This is a genomic window from Streptomyces sp. NBC_00557, from assembly GCF_036345995.1.
In the GTDB taxonomy this organism is placed as follows: Bacteria; Actinomycetota; Actinomycetes; order Streptomycetales; family Streptomycetaceae; genus Streptomyces.
In genome coordinates this window covers 3,714,878-3,736,676 of record NZ_CP107796.1, presented here as the reverse complement: position 1 = coordinate 3,736,676, position 21,799 = coordinate 3,714,878, and the positions used below count along the sequence as shown (strand labels likewise).

Sequence of the window (21,799 nt, the reverse complement as noted above, 5' to 3'; positions counted from 1 at the left end):
CACACCCATGATCCGTTACTGCGGGTAATCATCACGCTGCTCTGTGGAACTCGCACAGGGATCGGTGCACAGGTCACCGGTATGGGTGACGGCGATATTCACAGGCCGCGAGTTGTCCACAGATTTCGACCAAGATCCACATGATTTCGCGGATCGCTGCACCGTGATTCCAGCGCGCTCGGCCGAGGCGAGTTCATGGCCGGTTCCGATTGCCGCAGCGCCTATGACCGGTTTCCGCCGGCCGCTCATATGGGAGGCCGCTTGCCGGTTCTTCACACCTTTGGGAATCGCGTGGCCGCGGGGGCCACGCGGACCACGCAGCGAAGGGGGAACACCCGTGACCGCAGCCGTCACCCACGACCCGCCGCCCGGCGCCTCCGATCCGCCGGGCCGGCCCCTCATCCTCACCGAGGACGCCGAGCTCCTGGACGACCTGCTGCGCCTGTGCGCGGCCGCCGGCGCCACCCCCGAGGTCCACCACGGCATCCCCGAACACGGCGACGGCTGGGACACGGCCCCGCTGGTGCTCGTCGGCGACGACGCCGTCCGCCGGGTCGGCGGGGCCACGCGCCGGCGCGGCGTGGTGCTCGTCGGCCGTGACCAGGACGACCCGGGGGTGTGGCAGCGCGCGGTCGAGATCGGCGCCGACCACGTCCTCATGCTTCCCGACGGCGAGCAGTGGCTCGTCGACCGGATCGCCGACGTCGCCGAGGGAGCCGGCCGCCCGGCCCTCACCGTCGGAGTGATCGGCGGCCGGGGCGGCGCCGGCGCCTCCACGCTCGCGTGCGCGCTCGCCGTCACCTCCGCGCGCCAGGGACTGCGCACCCTCCTCGTGGACGCCGATCCGCTCGGCGGCGGACTCGACGTACTCCTCGGCGGGGAGAGCGCCGACGGCCTGCGCTGGCCCGCCTTCGCCGCCTCCCGCGGCCGGGTCGGCGGCGGCGCCCTGGAGGAGTCGCTGCCCGAGCTGCACTCCCTGCGCGTGCTCAGCTGGGACCGCGGCGACTGCGTCGCCGTCCCGCCGCAGGCGGTGCGCGCGGTGCTCGCCGCCGCCCGGCGGCGCGGCGGCACGGTCGTGGTGGACCTGCCCCGTCGCCTCGACGACGGAGTCGCCGAAGTCCTCGCCCAGCTCGACCTCGCGCTGCTCGTCGTCCCCGCCGAACTGCGCGCGCTCGCCGCCGCCGGGCGGGTCGCCTCCGCCGTGGGCATGGTCGTGCGCGATCTGCGCGTGGCGGTGCGCGGGCCGTACGCACCCGGGCTGGACGACCAGGAGGTGGCCCGGCTGCTCGGCCTGCCGCTGGCCGGAGAGGTGCCGGTCGAACCGGCGCTGCAGCGCCCCCACGGCGACGCGGAACCGCCCGGCGCGACCGGACGCGGCCCCCTCGCCCGCTTCTGCGCGACCTTCTGGGAGCGTGCGCTGGCCGAGTCCGGAGGCGCCCGATGACCCTCCCCGGACTCGACCGCGCGGACGGCGCCGCCCTGCTCGACGGCGTCCGGCGCCGGCTGGCCGAGAGCGGCGCCGAGCCCACCCCCGCGCGCGTGGCCCAGGCCCTGCGCGAACAGGGCCGGGTGCTCGGCGACGCCGAAGTCCTCGGCGCCGCCCGTCAGCTGAGGTCCGAACTCGTCGGCACCGGCCCGCTGGAGCCGCTGCTCGCCGACCCGGACGTCACCGACGTCCTGGTGTCCGCCGCGGACCGGGTGTGGGTCGACCGCGGCGGCGGCCTGGAGCTGACCCCGGTGACCTTCCCCGACGCGGCGGCCGTACGCCGCCTCGCCCAGCGGCTCGCCGCGGTGGCCGGACGCCGGCTGGACGACGCCCGGCCGTGGGCGGACGCCCGGCTGCCCGACGGCACCCGGCTGCACGCGGTGCTGCCCCCGGTCGCCGTCGGCTGCACCTGCCTGGCCCTGCGGGTCGTACGGCCCCGGGCGTTCACGCTGGACGAACTCGTCGAGGCCGGCACCGTGCCGCCCGGCGGCGACCGCGTCCTCAGGGCACTGCTCGCGGCCCGGCTGTCCTTCCTCGTCAGCGGCGGCACGGGAAGCGGCAAGACGACCCTGCTCAGCGCCCTGCTGAGCCTGGCCGGACCGGGCGAGCGGATCGTGCTCGCCGAGGACTCGGCCGAGCTGCGGCCGGACCATCCGCACGTCGTACGGCTGGAGACCCGGCCCGCCAACCAGGAGGGCGCCGGCCTGGTCACCCTGGAGGACCTCGTCCGGCAGGCGCTGCGGATGCGGCCCGACCGGCTGGTCGTCGGAGAGGTCCGCGGACCGGAGGTCGTGCACCTGCTCGCGGCCCTCAACACGGGCCACGAAGGCGGCTGTTGCACGGTCCACGCCAACGCCGCCGCGGACGTCCCGGCACGGCTCGAGGCACTGGCCACGGCCGCCGGGCTGGACCGGGCCGCCCTGCACAGCCAGCTGGCCGCCGCGCTCTCCGTCGTCCTGCACCTCGTACGGGACCGGTCCGGGCGGCGCCGGATCGCCGAGGTGCACGTCCTGGAGCGGGACGCCTCCGGGCTGGTCCGGACCGTACCGGCCCTGCGCTGGGGCGAGCGGGCCTTCGCGCGGGAGCGGGGCTGGGAGCGGCTGCGGGACCTGCTCGGGGCCGCGGGCGGGTTCGAGGGCGGGGTCGAGGGCGAGTCCAGGGGCGGTTCGAGGGCGAGTTCAGGGGCGGGGGCGGGTTCGAATGGCGGGGAGTGGCGGAAGTGATCGGTGAGATGTCCCTGAGTGCCGCGCTGATCTGTCTCGGCGCGCTGGGCCGGCTGCTGGGCGAGCGGCACTACGGAATGCGGCGGGCGAGGCTGCTGCTCGCGGGCGGCGGCGCGGTGACGACCGGCTCTCCCCGCGTGGCGCGGGCCCTCGGCTGCCTGCGGCGGACGAGGGGCCGATGGGGGTTCGAGTGGTGGGCGCTCGCCGCCGGCCTGCTGCTCGGACTGCTGGGGGCCTCGTTGCTTCCGGTCGTCGCGGGGGTGGCCGGGGTGCCGGTGCTGCGCCGGGTACGACTGGCCCGCCAGGCCCGCCGCGTCCGGGAGCGCCAGGCGGACGCGGTGATCGCCCTGTGCGGGGCGCTCGCCGGGGAGGTGCGCGCCGGACGGCAGCCGGGCGAGGCGCTGCTGCGGGCGGCGCGGGACTCCGGCGGGCTCGGCGAGGCGCAGGCGGCCGTGGTCGCGGCGGCGCGGTTCGGCGGGGACGTGCCCGGTGCGCTCGCCGCGGCGGCCCGGCAACCGGGCGCCGAGGGCCTGCTCGGACTGGCCGCGTGCTGGCGGGTGGCCGTGGACCAGGGCGCCGGACTCGCGGCCGGCCTGGACCGGCTGGAAGCCGCCCTGCGCGCCGAGCGGGACCAACGGGCCGACCTGCGCGCCCAGTTGGCAGGCGCCCGAGCGACCACGGTCCTCCTCGCCGTGCTCCCCGCCCTCGGTCTCCTCCTCGGCTCGGCCATGGGCGCGGCCCCCCTCCACGTCCTGCTCCACACCGGCGCCGGGCTCGGCTGCCTGGCGATCGGGTCCGCCTTCGAGATCGCCGGCCTGTGGTGGGCCGTGCGGATCGTGCGGGGAGCGGGGGCCGGATGAGCGGGGGCTGTGCGGACTGCGTGAGGGGAGCGGGCGATATGAGCGGGGAAGTTGTCCACAGGCTGGGGATGGGCGGGGTTCTTGCGCCGGCCTTCGGCTGGGCGGTTCTGCGGCTGGACCTGGTCCGGCGGCGGCGCCGGACGCGGCGGCGGGTGGCCGAGCTGCTGGGGTCGGAAGCACCGGCGGACCCACCACGTTTCGCGCCCGCAGTCGCGGACGCGGTGCGGCGGTGGCCGGCCCCCGCCATGGCGGCGTGCGGAGTGTGGGTGCTGGTCGGCGGGGTGACCGGAGCCGTGCTGGGGCTGGGCGCCGGAGCCGTGCTGTGGCGGTGGCGGAGCCGGCAGCTGGCGTCCGGACGAGCCGAGCCGGTCGATACGGCCGAAGCGGTACGGCAACTCCCGCTGGCCGCCGATCTGGTGGCCGCCTGCGTCGCGGCCGGCGCCGGTCCGGTGATCGCCGCGCAGGCGGTGGGTGACGCGCTCGGCGGACCTGTCGGTCAGGCGCTGGCGCGCGGTGCGGCCGAGGTGCGGCTCGGCGGTGAACCGGCGGACGCCTGGCGGCGGTTGGCCGAGCTGCCCGGCGCCGGGGCGCTGGCGCGGCTGCTGGAGCGGGCCGACGAGTCCGGGCTTCCGGCGGCAGGGCCGGCCGCCCGTCTCGCCTCCGACGCGCGCGCCCAGTGGACCCGCACCGCGACGGCCCGTGCCCGGCGCGCGGCGGTGCTGATCTCCGCTCCGGTGGGTCTGTGCTTCCTGCCCGCCTTCATCGCGGTCGGTGTACTGCCGGTCGTGATCGGACTGGCGGGCGGGGTGATGGGAGGCAGATGAGACGGACGGGAGCCGACGAGCCCGAGCAGCCGACGGCATCGCGCGCGGCGAGCCGCGAAGGAACGAAAGACCGAAAGACCAGTGAGTCTCATGGGGGTTGGAATGCGCAAGCACAGGAAGATCGGGGAAATGGCGGCACGCCTGCGGCGGAAGGGCCGCGGGGACGCCGGAATGGTGACGTCCGAGTACGCGATGGGCATCATCGCGGCCGTCGGGTTCGCGGTGCTGCTCTACGAGGTCGTCACCAGCGGCCAGGTCCGGGGCGAACTGCAGGACATCGTGAAGAAGGCCCTCAGTGCGCGGATGTGAGCGAGGTGGGGACCGGGGGTTCGTGACCGCGGAGGCGGCCGTGGTGCTGTGCGTTCTGGTGGCCTTCACCATGGCGCTGGTCTGGGGGCTGCTCCTGGTGTCCGCCCAGATCCGGTGCGTGGACGCCGCCCGCATCGGCGCCCGGGCCGCCGCCCGGCAGGATCCCGCCGACGCGGTGATCACGGTGACCCGGGAGGCGGCACCGCGCGGGGCGCGGGTGGCGGTGGTACGCGAGGGCGACCAGGTCCGGGTGACGGTGGTGGCCAGGCCGCCGCTGCTGAGCGGACTGCCGTTCGAACTCCGGGAGGAGGCCGTCGCACCGGCCGAGGAGACGGCCCCGACGGGGGAGGCGGGGCAGTGAGGCGGGGGCGGGCACGCTGCAGACTCGCCCCGACGAGGAGCCGAGGGCCCGGCGACCAGGGTTCCGCCACCGTCTGGAGCCTGGGGGCGATGGCGGTGCTGTGCCTGGTGTTCGGCGCCGTGCTGGCGCTCGGGCAGGCCGTCGTCGTCCGGCACCGGGCGGCCAGCGGCGCGGACCTGGCGGCGCTCGCGGCGGCGGCCCACTGGGAAGAGGGCGGCACGGCGGCGTGCGCGCGGGCCGAGCGGGTGGCGGCGGCCCAGGGGGTACGGCTGGTGCGGTGCACGATCGCCGGCGAGACCTCCGACGTGACGGCAGCCTCGGGAAAGGGGCCGTTCAGAGCGGAGGCCAGGGCGAGGGCGGGCCCGGCGGGGCCGGTAACCGGGTGAGACCGGCGGGACCGGTACCGGTGAAACCGGCGGGGCCGGTGCTGGAGAGATCCGCGCCGACCGGCCCCGAGCGGGGAGGAGGACCGGCGCCGGCCGGACCGGTGCCGGCCGGCCCCGCCGGCCACGAGACGCCCTCGGCATGAGGCGCACGCTCACGCCCCGGCCGCCGGCCCCCGTGTCGGTTCCGGCGTCTGTGATGCGGCCGGCTTTTCCTCCGGCGCTCCTCGCAGCAGCACCGTGAGGAGCCGTACCGCCCCCCTCTTGTGCAGTGGGTCGTTGCCGTTGCCGCACTTGGGGGACTGGATGCAGGACGGGCAGCCGGCCTCGCACTCACAGGAGGCGATGGCCTCGCGGGTCGCGGTGAGCCAGGCGCGGGCGGTGCGGAAGGCGCGCTCGGCGAAGCCCGCGCCGCCCGGGTGGCCGTCGTACACGAAGACCGTGGGCAGCAGGGTGTCCGGGTGCAGCGGCACGGACACGCCGCCGATGTCCCAGCGGTCACAGGTCGCGAAGAGGGGGAGCATGCCGATCGAGGCGTGTTCGGCGGCGTGCAGGGAGCCGCCGAGGATCTCCGGGTTGATCCGGGCCTCGTCCAGCTGGTCGTCGGTGACCGTCCACCACACCGCGCGGGTGCGCAGCGTACGCGGAGGGAGGTCGAGTTTGGTCTCACCGAGCACTTCGCCGGTGATCAGGCGTCTGCGCAGGTAGGAGACGACCTGGTTGGTGACCTCGACCGAGCCGTAGCAGAGGCGGCCGGCGCCCCAGGGGATCTCGGTGTCGGTCTCCAGGATGGAGATGGAGGTGGTGTCGCGGGCGACCGTGGAGTACGGCGGGTCGGCCTGCTCGACCAGCGCGACCGATTCCTCCATGTCCAGCCGGCGTACCAGGTAGGTGCGGCCCTGGTGGAGGTGGACCGCGCCCTCGTGGACCGTGGAGTGCGCGGCGCCCGCGTCGACCGTGCCGAGCAGGCGGCCCGTGCCGCATTCGACGACCTGCACCGGGCGCCCGCCCGCGCCGCGGATGTCGGTCAGGTCGGCGGCCCGCTCCCGGCGCGTCCAGTGCCAGGCCTTCGTCCGCCGGCGCAGCAGCTTCGCGGCCTCCAGCTGCGGCAGCACGTCCGCGCAGGCGGGGCCGAACAGGTCCAGGTCCTCCTCGGTCAGCGGCAGTTCCGCGGCGGCGGCGCACAGGTGCGGGGCGAGGACGTACGGGTTGTCGGGGTCGAGGACCGTCGATTCCACCGGTTGGTCGAACAGGGCCTCGGGGTGGTGGACGAGGAAGGTGTCCAGCGGGTCGTCGCGGGCCACCAGCACCGCCAGCGCCCCCTGTCCGGAGCGGCCGGCACGGCCCGCCTGCTGCCACAGGGACGCCCGGGTGCCCGGGTAGCCGGCGATGACCACCGCGTCCAGACCGGAGACGTCCACGCCCAGCTCCAGGGCCGTCGTGGCGGCGAGTCCGAGGAGTTCGCCCGAGTGCAGGGCGCGCTCCAGGGCGCGGCGCTCCTCGGGGAGGTAGCCGCCCCGGTAGGCCGCGACACGCCGGGCCAGGGAGCGGTCGACCTCGGCGAGCTTCTCCTGGGCGATCACCGAGATCAGCTCGGCGCCGCGCCGGGACCGCACGAAGGCCACCGAGCGGATGCCCTGGACCGTGAGGTCGGTCAGCAGGTCGGCGGTCTCGGCGGTGGCCGTACGCCGTACGGGTGCGCCCTTCTCGCCGTGCAGCTCGGTGAGCGGGGGCTCCCAGAGGGCGAAGACGAGTTCCCCGCGCGGGGAGGCGTCGTCGGCGACCTCCGTCACCGGCAGGCCGGTCAGCCGGCGGGCGGCGACGGCGGGCTCGGCGGCGGTCGCCGAGGCCAGCAGGAAGACGGGCGAGGACCCGTAGCGGGCGCACAGGCGGCGCAGCCGGCGCAGCACCTGGGCGACGTGCGAGCCGAACACGCCCCGGTAGGTGTGGCACTCGTCGATGACGACGTACTTCAGCGCCTTCAGGAAGGAGGACCAGCGCGGGTGGGACGGGAGTATCCCGCGGTGCAGCATGTCGGGGTTGGTCAGGACGTAGTTGGCGTACTGGCGGATCCACTCCCGTTCCTCGAAGGGGGTGTCGCCGTCGTACACGGCCGGGCGTACCGCGGTGCCCAGCGGCTGTGAAAGTTCCTTCACCGACCGGCACTGGTCCGCCGCAAGCGCCTTGGTGGGGGCCAGGTACAGCGCGGTGGCCCCTCGGCCGTTCGGAGCCTCGGCGCCGTTCACAAGGGTGGACAGGACGGGCACGAGGTAGGCGAGGGACTTGCCGGAGGCGGTGCCGGTGGCGACGACCACCGAGTCGCCGTCCAGGGCGTGCTCGGCGGCCAGCGCCTGGTGCGCCCAGGGGTGTTCGATGCCGCACGCCTGGACGGCCGCGATCACTTCGGAGCGAATCCGGTGAGGCCAGACGGCATGGCGGCCCGCGCGCGGGGGCAAGTGCTCCGTATGGGTGATGCGCGCAGCCCGGCTCGGCCCGGAGGCGAGCCGGTCCAGGACCGCGCCCGGAGACGGGCGCGATGCCGGGTCCGCCGGGGATCGATCGGATCGGTGATTCTTGGCCATCGGCACCGAGTGTGTCACTGGCGTGACGGACAATGGAGCCAAGGCGTCGTGCACGCCTGCCGGTAAGTGATTGAATGCCATCGCGGCTGGCGATGCGTCCCGGGGGCCGCCGAGGTGTCCCGAGGGGCGACCGCTCGATAGCAAGGTGCTGGAGGATCCGTGGACCTGTCCCTGTCGACCCGTACCGTCGGCGATCGTACGGTCGTCGAGGTCGGTGGCGAAATCGATGTATACACCGCGCCAAAGCTGCGCGAGCAGCTGGTCGAGCTGGTGAACGACGGCAATTTCCACCTCGTCGTCGACATGGAGGGCGTGGACTTCCTCGACTCCACCGGGCTCGGCGTGCTGGTCGGCGGCCTGAAGCGGGTGCGTGCCCATGAGGGCTCGCTGCGCCTGGTCTGCAACCAGGAGCGCATTCTCAAGATCTTCCGCATCACCGGCCTCACCAAGGTGTTCCCGATCCACACCTCGGTCGAGGAAGCGGTGGCGGCCACCGACTGACCCCGGACCGGTCACCGGCGCCCGGCTCCTGCGGGGAGTCCGGACGTCGGCCGGTCCCGTCCGGCCCGCGGCGTTCGCGGCCGGCGCGTCGACCGATTCCGTCCCGGGCCCCCGAGCGGCCCGGGGCACAGAAGCACAGCAGGGGGTGCGGGCTCTCGGCGGCCCCGCCCCCGACCGCACGCCCGTAGTCGCGAGGGGGATGCATGGCCACCGTCGAACTCCGCTTCAGCGCGCTGCCGGAGCACGTCCGGACCGCCCGCTTGGTGGCGGCCGCGGTGGCACGCAGGGCCGGGGTGGACGAGGCCGTCCTCGACGAGGTCCGGCTCGCCGTCGGCGAGGCCTGCTCGCGTGCCGTCGGACTGCATCAGAGCAGCGGCATCACCGCGCCGGTGAAGGTGGCGCTGATCGAAGAGGAGAAACAGTTCTCCATCGAGGTCGGCGACGAGGCGCCGCACGCCGCTCCGGGCGGCGCGCCCGGTGGGCAGGACGGCGACGCGGAGGTCGAGGAGGACGAGATGGGCCTCGCGGTCATCAGCGGCCTCGTCGACGACGTCCAGGTCACCACCGGGCACGACGGTGGTCTGATCCGCATGACCTGGCCCACCGCACCACCGGCCACGACGCTCGTCTGAAGCGCCGTACCACGCTCGTCCGAAGCGTCGTACCACCACGTCACGAGGGCCCTGCCGAGCAGGGCCCTCGGTGTTTTCCGGCCGTCCTGCGGCACTGCCCTCAATTCGTGAAGGAATTCACGATCATTGTCAATGGCTTGAGGGCATTACTCCATTCGGGTTGTCCGGCGAGATCTCGATCATTTGCCGATGAGTCGCCGGAGGCTAATTCCGTTTACCGCGCCCTGTTTAGATCACACTGAGGTACCTAGAATCCCCACATCTTGAGCTCAGCCCAAGCGTCAAGGAGGACGAATGGCGGGGCTTTCTACCCCTCAATCGGGTCACCTCACATCCCTCGCAGCCGCAGTCCTGACCGACGACAACCGGATCATCGTGGCCGTCATCGCGGCGGTCGCCCTGGCCGCACTGGTCGTCGCGGGGATCCTGGTGCGCCAGGTGCTGGCGGCCGGCGAGGGCACCGACAGCATGAAGCGGATCGCCGAGGCGGTCCAGGAAGGCGCGAAGGCGTATCTCGCGCGGCAGTTGCGCACGCTCGGCGTATTCGCCGTCGTCGTGTTCTTCCTGCTCATGCTGCTGCCCGCGGACGACTGGAATCAGCGTGCCGGACGCTCGGTGTTCTTCCTGATCGGCGCCGCGTTCTCGGCGGCCACCGGCTATATCGGCATGTGGCTCGCCGTGCGCAGCAATGTGCGCGTCGCCGCGGCCGCCCGCGAAGCCACCCCGGCACCAGGCGAACCGCAAAAGGATCTCACCACCGTCTCGCACACCGCGATGAAGATCGCATTTCGCACGGGCGGCGTCGTCGGCATGTTCACGGTGGGGCTCGGCCTGCTGGGCGCCTCCTGCGTGGTGCTGGTGTACGCGGCCGACGCTCCGAAGGTGCTGGAGGGCTTCGGCCTCGGCGCCGCCCTGATCGCCATGTTCATGCGTGTGGGCGGCGGCATCTTCACCAAGGCCGCCGACGTCGGCGCCGACCTGGTCGGCAAGGTCGAGCAGGGCATTCCGGAGGACGATCCGCGCAATGCCGCGACCATCGCCGACAACGTGGGCGACAACGTCGGCGACTGCGCGGGCATGGCGGCCGACCTGTTCGAGTCGTACGCCGTGACCCTGGTGGCCGCCCTGATCCTCGGCAAGGCCGCCTTCGGCAACTCCGGCCTCGCCTTCCCGCTGCTGGTGCCCGCGATCGGCGTCGTCACGGCGATGATCGGCATCTTCGCGGTCGCCCCGCGGCGCGCCGACCGCAGCGGCATGACGGCGATCAACCGCGGCTTCTTCATCTCCGCGGTGATCTCCCTCGCGCTGGTGGCGATCGCGGTCTTCGTCTACCTGCCGTCGAAGTACTCGGCCCTCAAGGGCGTCTCCGACGCGGCGATCCGGGCCAAGGACGGCGATCCGCGGATCCTCGCCCTGGTCGCGGTGGCGATCGGCATCCTGCTCGCCGCCGTCATCCAGCAGCTGACCGGCTACTTCACCGAGACCAGCCGCCGCCCGGTCAGGGACATCGGCAAGACGTCCCTGACCGGCCCGGCCACCGTCGTGCTGTCCGGCATCTCGGTGGGCCTGGAATCCGCCGTCTACACCGCGCTGCTCATCGGGCTCGGCGTGTACGGCGCGTTCCTGCTCGGCGGTACGTCGATCATGCTGGCGCTGTTCGCGGTGGCGCTGGCCGGCACCGGCCTGCTCACCACGGTCGGCGTGATCGTCGCCATGGACACCTTCGGCCCCGTCTCCGACAACGCGCAGGGCATCGCCGAGATGTCCGGCGACGTCGAGGGCGCGGGCGCGCAGGTGCTGACCAACCTGGACGCGGTCGGCAACACGACCAAGGCCATCACCAAGGGCATCGCCATCGCCACCGCCGTACTCGCCGCGTCGGCGCTGTTCGGGTCGTACCGCGACGCGATCACCACCAACGTGCAGGACGTCGGGGAGAAGCTCACCGGGCCGGGGGCGCCGCTCAGCCTGTCCCTGGACATCTCGCAGCCCAACAACCTCGTCGGCCTCATCGCGGGCGCCGCGGTCGTCTTCCTCTTCTCCGGACTGGCCATCAACGCCGTGTCGAGATCGGCCGGTTCGGTGGTGTTCGAGGTGCGGCGGCAGTTCCGTGAGAAGCCCGGGATCATGGACTTCACAGAGAAGCCCGAGTACGGCAAGGTCGTCGACATCTGCACCAAGGACGCCCTGCGGGAGCTGGCCACGCCCGGTCTGCTCGCCGTGATGGCGCCGATCTTCGTCGGGTTCACGCTCGGCGTCGGCTCGCTGGGCTCCTATCTCGCCGGCGCGATCGGCGCGGGCACGCTGATGGCGGTGTTCCTGGCCAACTCCGGCGGCGCCTGGGACAACGCCAAGAAGCTGGTGGAGGACGGCCACCACGGCGGCAAGGGCAGCGAGGCCCATGCGGCCACGGTGATCGGCGACACCGTCGGCGATCCCTTCAAGGACACCGCGGGCCCGGCGATCAACCCGCTGCTGAAGGTCATGAACCTGGTGTCGCTGCTGATCGCTCCCGCGGTCATCAAGTTCTCCTACGGCAGCGACAAGAACCTCGGCGTACGGATCGGGGTCGCGATCCTCGCGCTGGCCGTGATCGTCGTCGCGGTGTACGTCTCCAAGCGGCGCGGCATCGCGGTCGGCGACGACGACAGCGCCGAACGGGTCTCCAACTCACCGAACACGGCGGTGGTTTCCTGACCCTTCCGGGAAGTGCCTGTTCAACGGCCGGGCGGGCGGCGCGTGCTGACGCGCCGCCCGCCCGCCGCCGTCCCGCGGTCCGTCCGGGGGCGCCTGTGGGCTCGCCCACGTGGTGAGCCTTCTCTCTCATGGTGTAAAGGATCACAAAGGGCGCCTTGGGGGGCGTACGGGGTGCGGAAGGTGTGCGTCCGCCGTGTAGGGTCCGTGGGCCGAGAGCCATGGAAGGGACCAATCCGGTGAACAAGAAGCTCACGGCCGCACTGTCCGGCGGTGCGGTACTGATGGTGGCGCTGACGGGATGCAGCAGCGGCGGCGACAAGGGGCCCGACCCCAAGCTGGTCGCCTGGGCCAAGTCGGTGTGCGACGCGGTGCCCGCACAGGACGCGAAGATCAAGGCGGCGAACGCGGCGATCAGCACGACGGCCGCGGACACCGCCAAGCCCGAGACGCTCCAGAAGACGGACTCGCAGGCCTTCCAGGACATGGCCGACGGCTACAAGGCGATAGCCACCGCCGTGAAGAGCGCGGGCGCGCCTCCCGGCGTCCAGGACGGCGCTCAGCGGCTGCAGGACGTCGTGAAGAGCTTCGACGGCCTGTCCGCCTCCTACGCCGACCTGAAGAAGCAGGTCGACGCGCTGGACACCAAGGACCAGGCCAAGTTCGCCTCCGGGCTGCACGACATCGCCGTGAAGATGACGGACCTGGAGAAGCAGCACCAGAGCGGCACCGCCGCGCTGGAGAAGCTCCAGCAGGGTGACGTCAAGAACGCCATCGCCCAGCAGGCCAGCTGCAAGAAGGTCGCCGCCACGGCCTCGCCGGCGTCCTCGGCGTCGCCGTCGGCGGGCTGACCGGACACCCCGCAGGGCCACTCGTACGGCAGGCGGAGGCGGGGTGCGCTCGGGCCGCCCGCGCAAGGTGCCGCGGGTCACAATGGGGACGTGACTGACTCCGGACTCGCTTCCCTGCCCGCTTCCGACCGGACCGACATCGCCGCGCGCCTGCGGGACGCGCTGCTGGCCGCCTCCTTCACCGCCGACGGGCTGCTCGACCTGCTCGGCGCCCCCGCGTACGCGGCGCTGGCCCGCAGCGAGACCGTGCCCGCCCTGAGGGCGACCCGTGGGGACACCCCGCTGGAGACGCTCGTACGGCTGTTCCTGCTCCAGCAGCCGGTGCCGTACGCGCGCGTGGCGGCCGTCCTCCCGGCCGAGGAGGCCCTGGAGGCCGGGTGGCTCACGCGCGTGGGCGGTGACGAGGTGGCCGCGACCGTGGACGTACGGCCTTACGGCGGCCCCGGCGGCGAGGACTGGTTCATCGTCTCCGACCTGGGCTGCGCGGTCGGCGGGGCGGGCGGCATCGGACAGCGCGACGAGGGCGTCGTCCTGGGCGTCGGCGGCGCCTCCACGACGCTCGCCGGCATCACCGTCCGCACGCCGGTCGCGTCCGCGCTGGACCTGGGCACCGGCTCCGGCATCCAGGCGCTGCACGCCGCCCAGCACGCCACGCGCGTGACGGCGACCGACCTCAACCCGCGCGCCCTGCACATCACCGCGCTCACGCTCGCGCTCTCCGGTGCGCCCGCCGCCGACCTGCGCGAGGGTTCGCTGTTCGAGCCGGTCCGGGACGACGAGACCTTCGACCTGATCATCTCCAACCCGCCCTTCGTCATCTCTCCCGGTGCCCGCCTCACGTACCGGGACGGCGGGATGGGCGGGGACGATCTGTGCCGCTCGCTCGTTCAGCAGGCGGGGGAACGGCTGAACGAGGGCGGGTTCGCGCAGTTCCTCGCCAACTGGCAGCACGTGGCAGGGGAGGACTGGCAGGACAGGCTCAGGTCGTGGGTGCCGCGCGGGTGCGATGCCTGGATCGTGCAGCGCGAGGTGCAGGACGTCACGCAGTACGCCGAGCTGTGGCTGAGGGACGCCGGTGACCACCGCGGGGACCCGGCGGAGTACCAGGCGCGGTACGACGCCTGGCTCGACGAGTTCGAGGCGCGCAAGGTCAAGGCGGTCGGCTTCGGCTGGATCACCCTGCGCCGGACGGATTCCGCCGAGCCCGTCGTCACGGTGGAGGAGTGGCCGCACCCGGTCGAGCAGCCCCTCGGGGACACGATCCGGGCGCACTTCGAGCGGCTCGACTATCTCCGGGACCACGACGACGCGGCGCTGCTCGACAGCCGCTTCAGGCTCGCCGCCGAGGTGGTCCAGGAGCAGGTCGGGCTGCCCGGCGCCGAGGACCCGGAGCATGTGGTGCTGCGCCAGCACCGGGGGATGCGCCGGGCCACGAAGGTGGACACGGTCGGCGCCGGGTTCGCGGGCGTCTGCGACGGCACGCTGAGCGCGGGCCGCATCCTGGACGCCATCGCCCAGCTCGTGGATGAGGACCCGGTCGTCCTCCGCGACCGGACGCCCGCCCAGATCCGCCTGCTGGTGGAGCAGGGCTTCCTGGAGCCGGTGCGCTGAGCAGGCCGGCCAGGGGCCGGGCCGCGGCGCCGTGCTGACTGCGCCCTGTGCCGTGCGGGCCCGTCCCCCGGGGTGTGTGCGCGGCCCGGCCCTGAGGTCTGCGAGGTCTGCGACGGCCCGCGCCGCCGGGGCAGGGCACATACCCGTGCCGTCGTAGCCGCTCCGGGACGACTTCATGGCCCGCGCCCGGCTAGTCGTCGTACACCGGTGCGACACCCTGGCGCGCACGGTGGCGCCCGGCGTGAGGCCGCCCGCGCGCGCCGGAGGCATGCGCCCCGAGACACCGGCGCACACCGCCGGTCCGCGCCCCCGAGACGGCGGCGCGGACCGGCGGCCTGCGCCCTGAGACGCCGGCGCCCGGAAAACGGCCGGAAAAATATGGCGCCGCGCCCACTCGGGGAGTTTTTCGCCTCTGTGTTCGATATCACGGTGGCTCTCCGTTCACCCTGATGTGGCCCGCGCGTCGCCCGCCCGTGCCAGTCTCGCGGAGCGGGCAGGGCCGGACGGCGAGGAAGGGCGGGCGGGGGATGGACAGCGGGCCGGCGATCTTCACGGGAACGGTGTTCGCCCTGTTCGGAGGCGCTTTGCTGGCCTGGACCGGCACCCGCCTCAGGCGCCGGGAGCCGGTGGCCCTCGGTGTGAACCACATCGCATCGGCGGCGCTCGCGAGCGTGGCCGGGGCCGGCGCGCTGGCCCTCGGCGTGTACTGCCTCACGCGGCTCTGACATCGGCGGGCGCATGATGGCGCCCGTGCGGCGAGAGTAAGGGGAGCGCCACGCTCCGGACATGCCGCGCGTGGGTACCCGGCAGTCCGGGCGGCAGGAATGCCGGTAGTCGGGTTACCGTTCGAGTGGCCGTTGTGGGCTTTTCCCGTTTGACACGGGGGCGGGATGTACCGTCACACTCCGCAGCGTCACACGTGCCAGCAGTACGCCGCGACCCCGGGACCAAGGCCTGGGGAGGCCCAAGCGTCGACCGGAGAGAAGAGCGAAGTTGTCCCCGACCAGCGAGACCGCACAGGGCGGCCGCCGACTCGTCATCGTCGAGTCGCCTGCCAAGGCGAAGACGATCAAGGGCTACCTCGGCCCCGGCTATGTAGTCGAGGCGAGCGTCGGGCACATCCGCGACCTTCCCAACGGCGCCGCGGAGGTGCCGGAGAAGTACACCGGCGACGTCCGCCGCCTCGGTGTGGACGTAGACCATGACTTCCAGCCGATCTATGTGATCAACGCTGACAAGAAGGCGCAGGTCAAGAAGCTCAAGGATCTGCTGAAGGACTCCGACGAGCTGTTCCTCGCCACCGATGAGGACCGGGAGGGCGAGGCGATCGCCTGGCACCTCCAGGAGGTCCTCAAGCCGAAGATCCCGGTCAAGCGGATGGTCTTCCACGAGATCACCAAGGACGCGATCCGCGAGGCCGTCGCCAACCCGCGCCAGCTCAACAAGAAGCTGGTCGACGCCCAGGAGACCCGCCGCATCCTCGACCGCCTCTACGGCTACGAGGTCTCGCCGGTCCTGTGGAAGAAGGTCATGCCCCGGCTGTCGGCCGGCCGTGTCCAGTCCGTCGCCACACGACTCGTGGTCGAGCGGGAACGCGAGCGCATCGCCTTCCGTTCCGCCGAGTACTGGGACCTGACGGGCACCTTCGCGACCGGCCGCGCGGGAGACCCGTCGGATCCGTCGTCGCTGGTCGCCCGCCTGCAGACCGTCGACGGCAGGCGGGTCGCGCAGGGCCGCGACTTCGACTCCCTGGGACAGCTGAAGAGCGAGAACACCCTCCACCTCGACGAGGCGACCGCCCGCGCCCTCGCCGCCGCGCTGGAGAACACCCGCTTCTCCGTGCGCTCCGTCGAGTCCAAGCCGTACCGCCGCTCGCCGTACGCCCCCTTCCGCACGACGACGCTGCAGCAGGAGGCCAGCCGCAAGCTCGGCTTCGGCGCGAAGGCGACCATGCAGATCGCGCAGAAGCTGTACGAGAACGGCTACATCACGTACATGCGTACGGACTCCACGACGCTGAGCGACACGGCGATCGCGGCGGCCCGCGCGCAGGTCACCCAGCTCTACGGCGCCGACTACCTCCCGCCGCAGCCGCGCACGTACGCCGCCAAGGTCAAGAACGCGCAGGAGGCCCACGAGGCGATCCGGCCCTCGGGCGATCGCTTCCGCACCCCCGCCGAGACCGGCCTGACCGGCGACCAGTTCAAGTTGTACGAGCTGATCTGGAAGCGGACCGTCGCCTCCCAGATGAAGGACGCGACCGGCAACAGCGTGACCGTGAGGATCGGCGGCACCGCCGCCGACGGCCGGGACGTCGAGTTCAGCGCGTCCGGCAAGACGATCACCTTCCACGGCTTCCTGAAGGCCTACGTCGAGGGCGCCGACGACCCGAACGCCGAGCTGGACGACCGCGAGCGCCGGCTGCCGCAGGTCGCCGAGGGCGACGCGCTGTCCGCCGAGGAGATCACGGCCGACGGCCACGCCACCAAGCCCCCGGCCCGCTACACCGAGGCCTCCCTGGTCAAGGAGCTGGAAGAGCGCGAGATCGGCCGCCCGTCGACGTACGCGTCGATCATCGGCACGATCCTCGACCGCGGCTACGTCTTCAAGAAGGGCACGGCCCTGGTGCCGTCCTTCCTGTCCTTCGCCGTGGTCAACCTCCTGGAGAAGCACTTCGGGCGGCTCGTCGACTACGACTTCACCGCCAAGATGGAGGACGACCTCGACCGCATCGCCGCCGGTCAGGCCCAGGCCGTGCCGTGGCTGAAGCGCTTCTACTTCGGTGAGGGGCACAACGGCGTCGGTGACGCCGCCGAGGCCGGCAACGGCGACGGGGACCACCTCGGCGGTCTCAAGGAGCTGGTGACCGACCTGGGCGCGATCGACGCCCGCGAGGTGTCGTCGTTCCCGGTGGGCAACGACATCGTGCTCCGGGTGGGCCGTTTCGGTCCCTACATCGAGCGCGGCGAGAAGGACACCGAGGAGCACCAGCGCGCCGACATCCCGGCCGACCTGGCGCCGGACGAGCTGACCGTCGAGCTGGCCGAGAAGCTGCTGGCCGAGCCCAGCGGCGACCGGGAGCTGGGCACCGACCCGGCCACCGGCCACACGATCGTCGCCAAGAAGGGCCGCTACGGCCCCTACGTCACCGAGGTCCTCCCCGAAGGCACCCCGAAGACCGGCAAGAACGCGGTCAAGCCGCGCACGGCGTCGCTGTTCAAGTCGATGTCGCTCGACACGGTGACGCTCGACGACGCCCTGAAGCTGATGTCGCTGCCGCGCGTCGTCGGTACCGACGCCGACGGGCAGGAGATCACCGCGCAGAACGGCCGCTACGGCCCCTACCTGAAGAAGGGCACGGACTCGCGCTCGCTGCAGTCCGAGGACCAGCTCTTCACGATCACGCTGGAGGAGGCGCAGGCGATCTACGCCCAGCCCAAGCAGCGCGGTCGGGCCGCCGCCAAGCCGCCGCTGAAGGAGCTGGGCGAGGACCCGGTCTCCGGCAAGCCGGTCGTGGTCAAGGACGGCCGCTTCGGTCCGTACGTCACCGACGGCGAGACCAACGCGACCCTGCGCTCCGGCGACAGCGTGGAGACGATCACCCCCGAGCGCGGCTTCGAACTGCTCGCCGAGAAGCGCGCGAAGGCCCCCGCCAAGAAGACGGCGAAGAAGGCCGCCACCAAGGCCACGGCCAAGAAGGCGGCCCCGGCCAAGAAGACCGCCGCCAAGAAGACGGCGGCGAAGAAGACGACGACGAGCGCTGCCGCGAAGAAGACGGCGGCCAAGAAGACGACCGCCAAGAAGGCGACGGCTGCCAAGGCCACGGCTTCCGGCTCCGAGGACTGACGCCGCCGAGCCGCCGACTCCTGGTTTCTCAGGGGTCGGCGGCCTCCTGCCACCGAGGGGGCGGACGAGGCCGGCTTCAGGGGGCGCACAAGGCCGGCACGCGCTCCGGACGGCGACAGGGGGCCGTGGTCGCACCACTTCCGCTTCGCAAGTGAACGCCTCGGCATCACTTTGGTGTCGGGGCGTGCGCATGCCAGGAGAGGCGGGTGTGGTGTCGGCGGCTGCGGATAGGCTGAACGCATGACGCGAGCCGAGCAGCCAACGGCCCCCACCACAGCTCCGGACGACGCCCTGGTCGCGGACTCCCGCGAGCGCGCCGTCCGTTCCCTGCTGCGCCGACCTCAGCTGAGGCGCTTGTGGAGCGCACAGCTGGTCAGCAGTGTCGGCGACACCCTCGCACTCCTCGTCCTGGTCCTCCTGGTCCTCCAGGCGGCGATCGCCCAGGGCGCCTTCGGAGGCGGATACCGGGGAGTCGCGTTCGCAGTGGCGACGGTCTTCGCGGCGCGCGTCCTCGCCGCACTGCTCTTCGGCGCGGTCCTCCTCGGCCCCCTGAGCTCGCTCACCGCCCAGGAGGGCCCGCTCGACCGCCGCTGGACCATGGTCGGCGCCGACGGCGTGCGCGCCGCCCTGCTGATCGTCGCCCCCCTGTGGATCGACTGGACCCGGGACAACGCACCGGCCGTCCTCCTCGTCACCGCCTTCGTCACCGGCGTCGCCGAGCGCCTGTGGACGGTGTGCCGGGAGAGCGCGGCCCCGGCCCTGCTGCCCGGCCCGCCCCCGGAGGGGGCCACCGTACGGCCGCTTCCCGACCACATGGACGCCCTGCGCCGCCTCTCGCTGCGCACCGGATTCGCCGCCGTCCCGCTGGCCGCCGCCGCGCTCGTCGTCGCCGGCCTGCTGAACAATCTCCTGGGCACCGGGGTGGCCTGGTTCGACCAGCACCACGCGGCCCTCGGGTCGTATGTGGCGGCCGGACTGTTCGCGGCCTCCCTGTCCCTGCTGACCTTCCTCGAACTGCCCGCGGTGCGCACCCCCCGCGCGCGGTCCCCGCTGGAGGGCCTGCGCCGCCCGCGCACCGGCACCGGCGTGGACAAGGGCCGCACGGGCGCGATCCCGCTGCTCGTCCCGGCCTGCGCCGCCGTGGCCGGGGCCATCGCGGCGGCCGTCTCGGTGTGCGTGCTGCACGCCACCGACCTGGGCGGCGGCCCGGTCCTGTACGGCCTGCTGGTGCTGGGCCTGACCGGCGGCGTCGCCGTCGGCATCCGCACCGCCCCCGCCGTGCTGCCCTCGCTCTCGCGCCGCCGGCTGCTCGCCCTGGCCATCGCCTTCACCGGCATCGCCCTGCTGGCCGCCGGGCTGGTCCCGGACGTCACCACGGTCCTGCTGATCGTCGCCCTGGCCGGCGTCGGCGCGGGCGTGGCCGCCAACACCGGGCACGCCCTGCTCGACCAGGAGACCGAGGACTACCGCCGGGCCCGTGTCACCGAGCACCTGCACGCGGTCGTCCGGGTCTTCATAGCGCTCGGCGCCCTGATCGCGCCCGTCGTCGCCGGGCTCATCGGCCGGCACCGGCTGCAGGACGGCAGGTTCGTCTTCGCGCACGGCGGCGCCTCCTTCACCCTGATGCTCGTCGGCGCGCTGCTGCTGCCCGTGGCCGTGCTGGTGCTCGCCAAGGTCGACGACCGCTCCGGCATCCCGCTGCGCCAGGACCTGAAGGACGCGCTGCTCGGCGGCGACGACCCGGTCGAGGCACCGGCGACGAACGGTTTCTTCATCGCCCTGGAGGGCGGCGACGGCGCCGGCAAGTCCACCCAGGCCGAGGCACTCGCCGAGTGGATCCGCGCCAAGGGCCACGAGGTCGTGCTCACCCGCGAGCCGGGGGCCACCCCCGTCGGCAAGCGGCTGCGCTCGATCCTGCTGGACGTGTCCTCGGCGGGCTTGTCCCACCGCGCGGAGGCACTGCTGTACGCCGCCGACCGCGCCGAGCACGTCGACACCGTCGTACGGCCCGCCCTGGAGCGCGGCGCGGTGGTGATCTCGGACCGCTACATCGACTCGTCCGTCGCCTACCAGGGCGCTGGCCGCGACCTGTCCCCGACCGAGATCGCCCGCATCAACCGCTGGGCGACCAACGGGCTCGTCCCGAACCTGACCGTCCTGCTGGACGTCTCCCCGGAGACGGCCCGCGAGCGGTTCACCGAGGCGCCGGACCGTCTGGAGTCGGAGCCGGCGGAGTTCCACGCGCGCGTGCGGTCCGGATTCCTCACGCTGGCCGCCGCCGACCCCGGCCGCTACCTGGTCGTGGACGCGGGCCAGGAGGCCGAGGCCGTCACGACCGTCATCCGGCACCGGCTGGACACCCTGCTCCCGCTGTCCGAGGCCGAGATCAAGGCCCAGGAGGAGGCGCGGCGCAAGGCCGAGGAGGAGGCCCGCCGCAAGGCCGAGGAAGAGGCCGCGCGCAAGGCCGAGGAGGAGCGCCTGGAGCGCGAGCGCCAGGAGGCGCTGGCCCGGCTGCGCGCCGAGGAGGAGGAACGCAAGCGCCGCGAGCTGGAGGAGGCGCAGCGCCGCGAGGCCGAACGGCAGGCCGAGGAGGCCCGGCAGCGGGCGGCGGAGGCGGCCCGGCGCGCGGAGGAGGAGCGGCAGCGGCTGCTCGCCGAGGAGAAGGCCCGCGCCGAGGAGGAGGCCCGCCGCAGGGCCGAGGAGGAACGGCGCCGCAAGCAGGCCGAGGAGGAGGCCCGGCTGCGCGCCGAGGAGGAGGCCCGCCAGGCCAGGCTGCGCGCCGAGGAGGAGGCACGGCGGCTGGAGGCGCAGCGCAAGGCCGAGGAGGCGCTGCTGCGCGCCGAGGAGGCCCGCAGGCAGGCGGCCGAGGCAGCGGCGGCGGCCGACACGGCGGCCCGCCGTTCCACGGCACCCCTGCCGCCCGCGCCGGGCGTGTTCCCGGACGCGGCGACGGTCCCGACGCCGGTGGTGTCGCCGGGCTCCGACGACCCTGCGGGGCGCGGCGCGGGCACGGACGAGACGACGGTGCTGCGTCCCGTGCGGGACGAGGCCGACCAGCCCGAGGGCGCCCGGGACCGCCGGGCCGCCCAGGCGCGCGAGTCCGGCGCCGACCCCGAGGTGACGGCCGAGCTGCCGCAGCCGCAGGTCCCGGGCGCGGCGGACGAGACCGCGGTGCTGCCGCCGGTCGTTCCGGGTGCGGCGGACGAGACCGCGGTGCTGCCGCCGGTGACCCCGGGTGCGGCGGACGAGACGGCCGTACTGCCGCCGGTGGTCCCGGGTGCGGCGGACGAGACGGCCGTACTGCCGCCCGTGCGGAGTGACGACCCGGCGGGCCGGGTGCCTCCCGGCTTCTTCCGGGACGAGCGGTCCGCCGCGGGTCCCGACGGCTCCGAGGACCGTACACGCGAGATGCCGCAGATCGACGCCGACGGCGCCCCGCGCCGCCGGCCGCGCCCCGACTGGGCCGAGGAGACCCCGCTGGACGACCTGCCGTCGCTCGCGGACGAACTGCTGGGGTCGTACGACGAGCGCGAGCACGGCGACCAGGACGAGGAGCAGGGCCGCAAGGGCCGCGGCCGGGGCCGGCGCGGCTGACGCCACCGGATCCGCGACGTCCGCCGGACCCTCTGGCTCACG

Annotated in this window: 16 protein-coding genes; 15 read left to right on the top strand and 1 reads right to left on the bottom strand. The window is 73.5% G+C overall.

The genetic code is table 11. The annotated features are described in order from the left end of the window. The first annotated feature begins 337 nt into the window (after window positions 1-337). The 7 genes from ssd to OG956_RS15920 all read left to right on the top strand — a co-directional run bounded on the left by ssd (window position 338) and on the right by OG956_RS15920 (window position 5,449). Window positions 338-1,444: a septum site-determining protein Ssd gene (gene ssd, locus OG956_RS15950; protein WP_330338637.1), complete on the top strand. Its 1,107-nt coding sequence runs from the start codon at window positions 338-340 to the stop codon at window positions 1,442-1,444. After that, entirely contained in the window at window positions 1,441-2,709 is a 1,269-nt protein-coding gene (locus OG956_RS15945; RefSeq protein ID WP_330338636.1) for a TadA family conjugal transfer-associated ATPase, read from the top strand. Before ssd ends, OG956_RS15945 begins: the two co-directional genes overlap by 4 nt. Window positions 2,710-2,717: 8 nt before the next feature. Continuing rightward, window positions 2,718-3,569, top strand: coding sequence for a type II secretion system F family protein (locus tag OG956_RS15940; RefSeq protein WP_330342855.1), 852 nt, complete (start codon window positions 2,718-2,720; stop codon window positions 3,567-3,569). Between the two features lie 38 nt (window positions 3,570-3,607). Next, a complete protein-coding gene (locus tag OG956_RS15935) occupies window positions 3,608-4,393 on the top strand; it encodes a type II secretion system F family protein (protein ID WP_330338635.1) in 786 nt (261 codons plus the stop codon). A gap of 102 nt (window positions 4,394-4,495) precedes the next feature. After that, a complete protein-coding gene (locus tag OG956_RS15930; RefSeq protein ID WP_330338634.1) occupies window positions 4,496-4,702 on the top strand; it encodes a DUF4244 domain-containing protein in 207 nt (68 codons plus the stop codon). A 22-nt stretch (window positions 4,703-4,724) separates the two neighbouring features. After that, window positions 4,725-5,063, top strand: coding sequence for a TadE family type IV pilus minor pilin (locus OG956_RS15925; protein ID WP_330338633.1), 339 nt, complete (start codon window positions 4,725-4,727; stop codon window positions 5,061-5,063). 89 nt (window positions 5,064-5,152) lie between these two features. Beyond that, complete coding sequence (locus OG956_RS15920) at window positions 5,153-5,449, top strand: Rv3654c family TadE-like protein (RefSeq protein ID WP_330338632.1); 297 nt, start codon at window positions 5,153-5,155, stop codon at window positions 5,447-5,449. A 152-nt stretch (window positions 5,450-5,601) separates the two neighbouring features. Here OG956_RS15920 and OG956_RS15915 read toward each other — a convergent pair whose 3' ends face one another. After that, window positions 5,602-8,109 (bottom strand): DEAD/DEAH box helicase, encoded by a 2,508-nt coding sequence (locus OG956_RS15915; RefSeq protein WP_330338631.1) that lies wholly within the window; start codon window positions 8,107-8,109, stop codon window positions 5,602-5,604. 78 nt (window positions 8,110-8,187) lie between these two features. Between OG956_RS15915 and bldG the strand changes: the two genes are divergently transcribed. From bldG to tmk, 8 genes are all read left to right on the top strand, one after another. Continuing rightward, entirely contained in the window at window positions 8,188-8,529 is a 342-nt protein-coding gene (gene bldG / locus OG956_RS15910; protein ID WP_010986038.1) for an anti-sigma factor antagonist BldG, read from the top strand. Window positions 8,530-8,732: 203 nt separating this feature from the next. After that, window positions 8,733-9,161: an ATP-binding protein gene (locus OG956_RS15905; RefSeq protein WP_330338630.1), complete on the top strand. Its 429-nt coding sequence runs from the start codon at window positions 8,733-8,735 to the stop codon at window positions 9,159-9,161. 294 nt (window positions 9,162-9,455) lie between these two features. Then, a complete protein-coding gene (locus OG956_RS15900) occupies window positions 9,456-11,858 on the top strand; it encodes a sodium-translocating pyrophosphatase (protein ID WP_330338629.1) in 2,403 nt (800 codons plus the stop codon). 218 nt (window positions 11,859-12,076) lie between these two features. Then, entirely contained in the window at window positions 12,077-12,706 is a 630-nt protein-coding gene (locus OG956_RS15895) for a small secreted protein (protein ID WP_330338628.1), read from the top strand. A gap of 90 nt (window positions 12,707-12,796) precedes the next feature. Continuing rightward, entirely contained in the window at window positions 12,797-14,317 is a 1,521-nt protein-coding gene (locus OG956_RS15890; protein WP_330338627.1) for a class I SAM-dependent methyltransferase, read from the top strand. Window positions 14,318-14,844: 527 nt separating this feature from the next. After that, window positions 14,845-15,042 (top strand): hypothetical protein, encoded by a 198-nt coding sequence (locus OG956_RS15885; protein WP_330338626.1) that lies wholly within the window; start codon window positions 14,845-14,847, stop codon window positions 15,040-15,042. Window positions 15,043-15,310: 268 nt separating this feature from the next. Then, the gene (gene topA, locus OG956_RS15880; RefSeq protein ID WP_330338625.1) at window positions 15,311-18,163 is read left to right on the top strand and encodes a type I DNA topoisomerase; all 2,853 of its coding nucleotides are present in this window, start codon (window positions 15,311-15,313) and stop codon (window positions 18,161-18,163) included. A gap of 240 nt (window positions 18,164-18,403) precedes the next feature. After that, entirely contained in the window at window positions 18,404-21,757 is a 3,354-nt protein-coding gene (gene tmk / locus OG956_RS15875; protein WP_330338624.1) for a dTMP kinase, read from the top strand. Window positions 21,758-21,799: the final 42 nt, after the last annotated feature.

What these genes read in the sequence shown, in the direction of transcription:
- OG956_RS15945 (WP_330338636.1), top strand. Translation starts at nt 1,441, where the DNA reads ATGACCCTCCCCGGACTCGACCGCGCGGACGGCGCCGCCCTGCTCGAC.
- OG956_RS15920 (WP_330338632.1), top strand. Translation starts at nt 5,153, where the DNA reads ATGGCGGTGCTGTGCCTGGTGTTCGGCGCCGTGCTGGCGCTCGGGCAG.
- OG956_RS15930 (WP_330338634.1), top strand. Translation starts at nt 4,496, where the DNA reads ATGCGCAAGCACAGGAAGATCGGGGAAATGGCGGCACGCCTGCGGCGG.
- OG956_RS15885 (WP_330338626.1), top strand. Translation starts at nt 14,845, where the DNA reads ATGGACAGCGGGCCGGCGATCTTCACGGGAACGGTGTTCGCCCTGTTC.
- OG956_RS15905 (WP_330338630.1), top strand. Translation starts at nt 8,733, where the DNA reads ATGGCCACCGTCGAACTCCGCTTCAGCGCGCTGCCGGAGCACGTCCGG.
- OG956_RS15915 (WP_330338631.1), bottom strand. Translation starts at nt 8,109, where the DNA reads ATGGCATTCAATCACTTACCGGCAGGCGTGCACGACGCCTTGGCTCCA.
- OG956_RS15900 (WP_330338629.1), top strand. Translation starts at nt 9,456, where the DNA reads ATGGCGGGGCTTTCTACCCCTCAATCGGGTCACCTCACATCCCTCGCA.
- OG956_RS15935 (WP_330338635.1), top strand. Translation starts at nt 3,608, where the DNA reads ATGAGCGGGGAAGTTGTCCACAGGCTGGGGATGGGCGGGGTTCTTGCG.
- OG956_RS15940 (WP_330342855.1), top strand. Translation starts at nt 2,718, where the DNA reads ATGTCCCTGAGTGCCGCGCTGATCTGTCTCGGCGCGCTGGGCCGGCTG.
- tmk (WP_330338624.1), top strand. Translation starts at nt 18,404, where the DNA reads ATGACGCGAGCCGAGCAGCCAACGGCCCCCACCACAGCTCCGGACGAC.
- OG956_RS15895 (WP_330338628.1), top strand. Translation starts at nt 12,077, where the DNA reads ATGGAAGGGACCAATCCGGTGAACAAGAAGCTCACGGCCGCACTGTCC.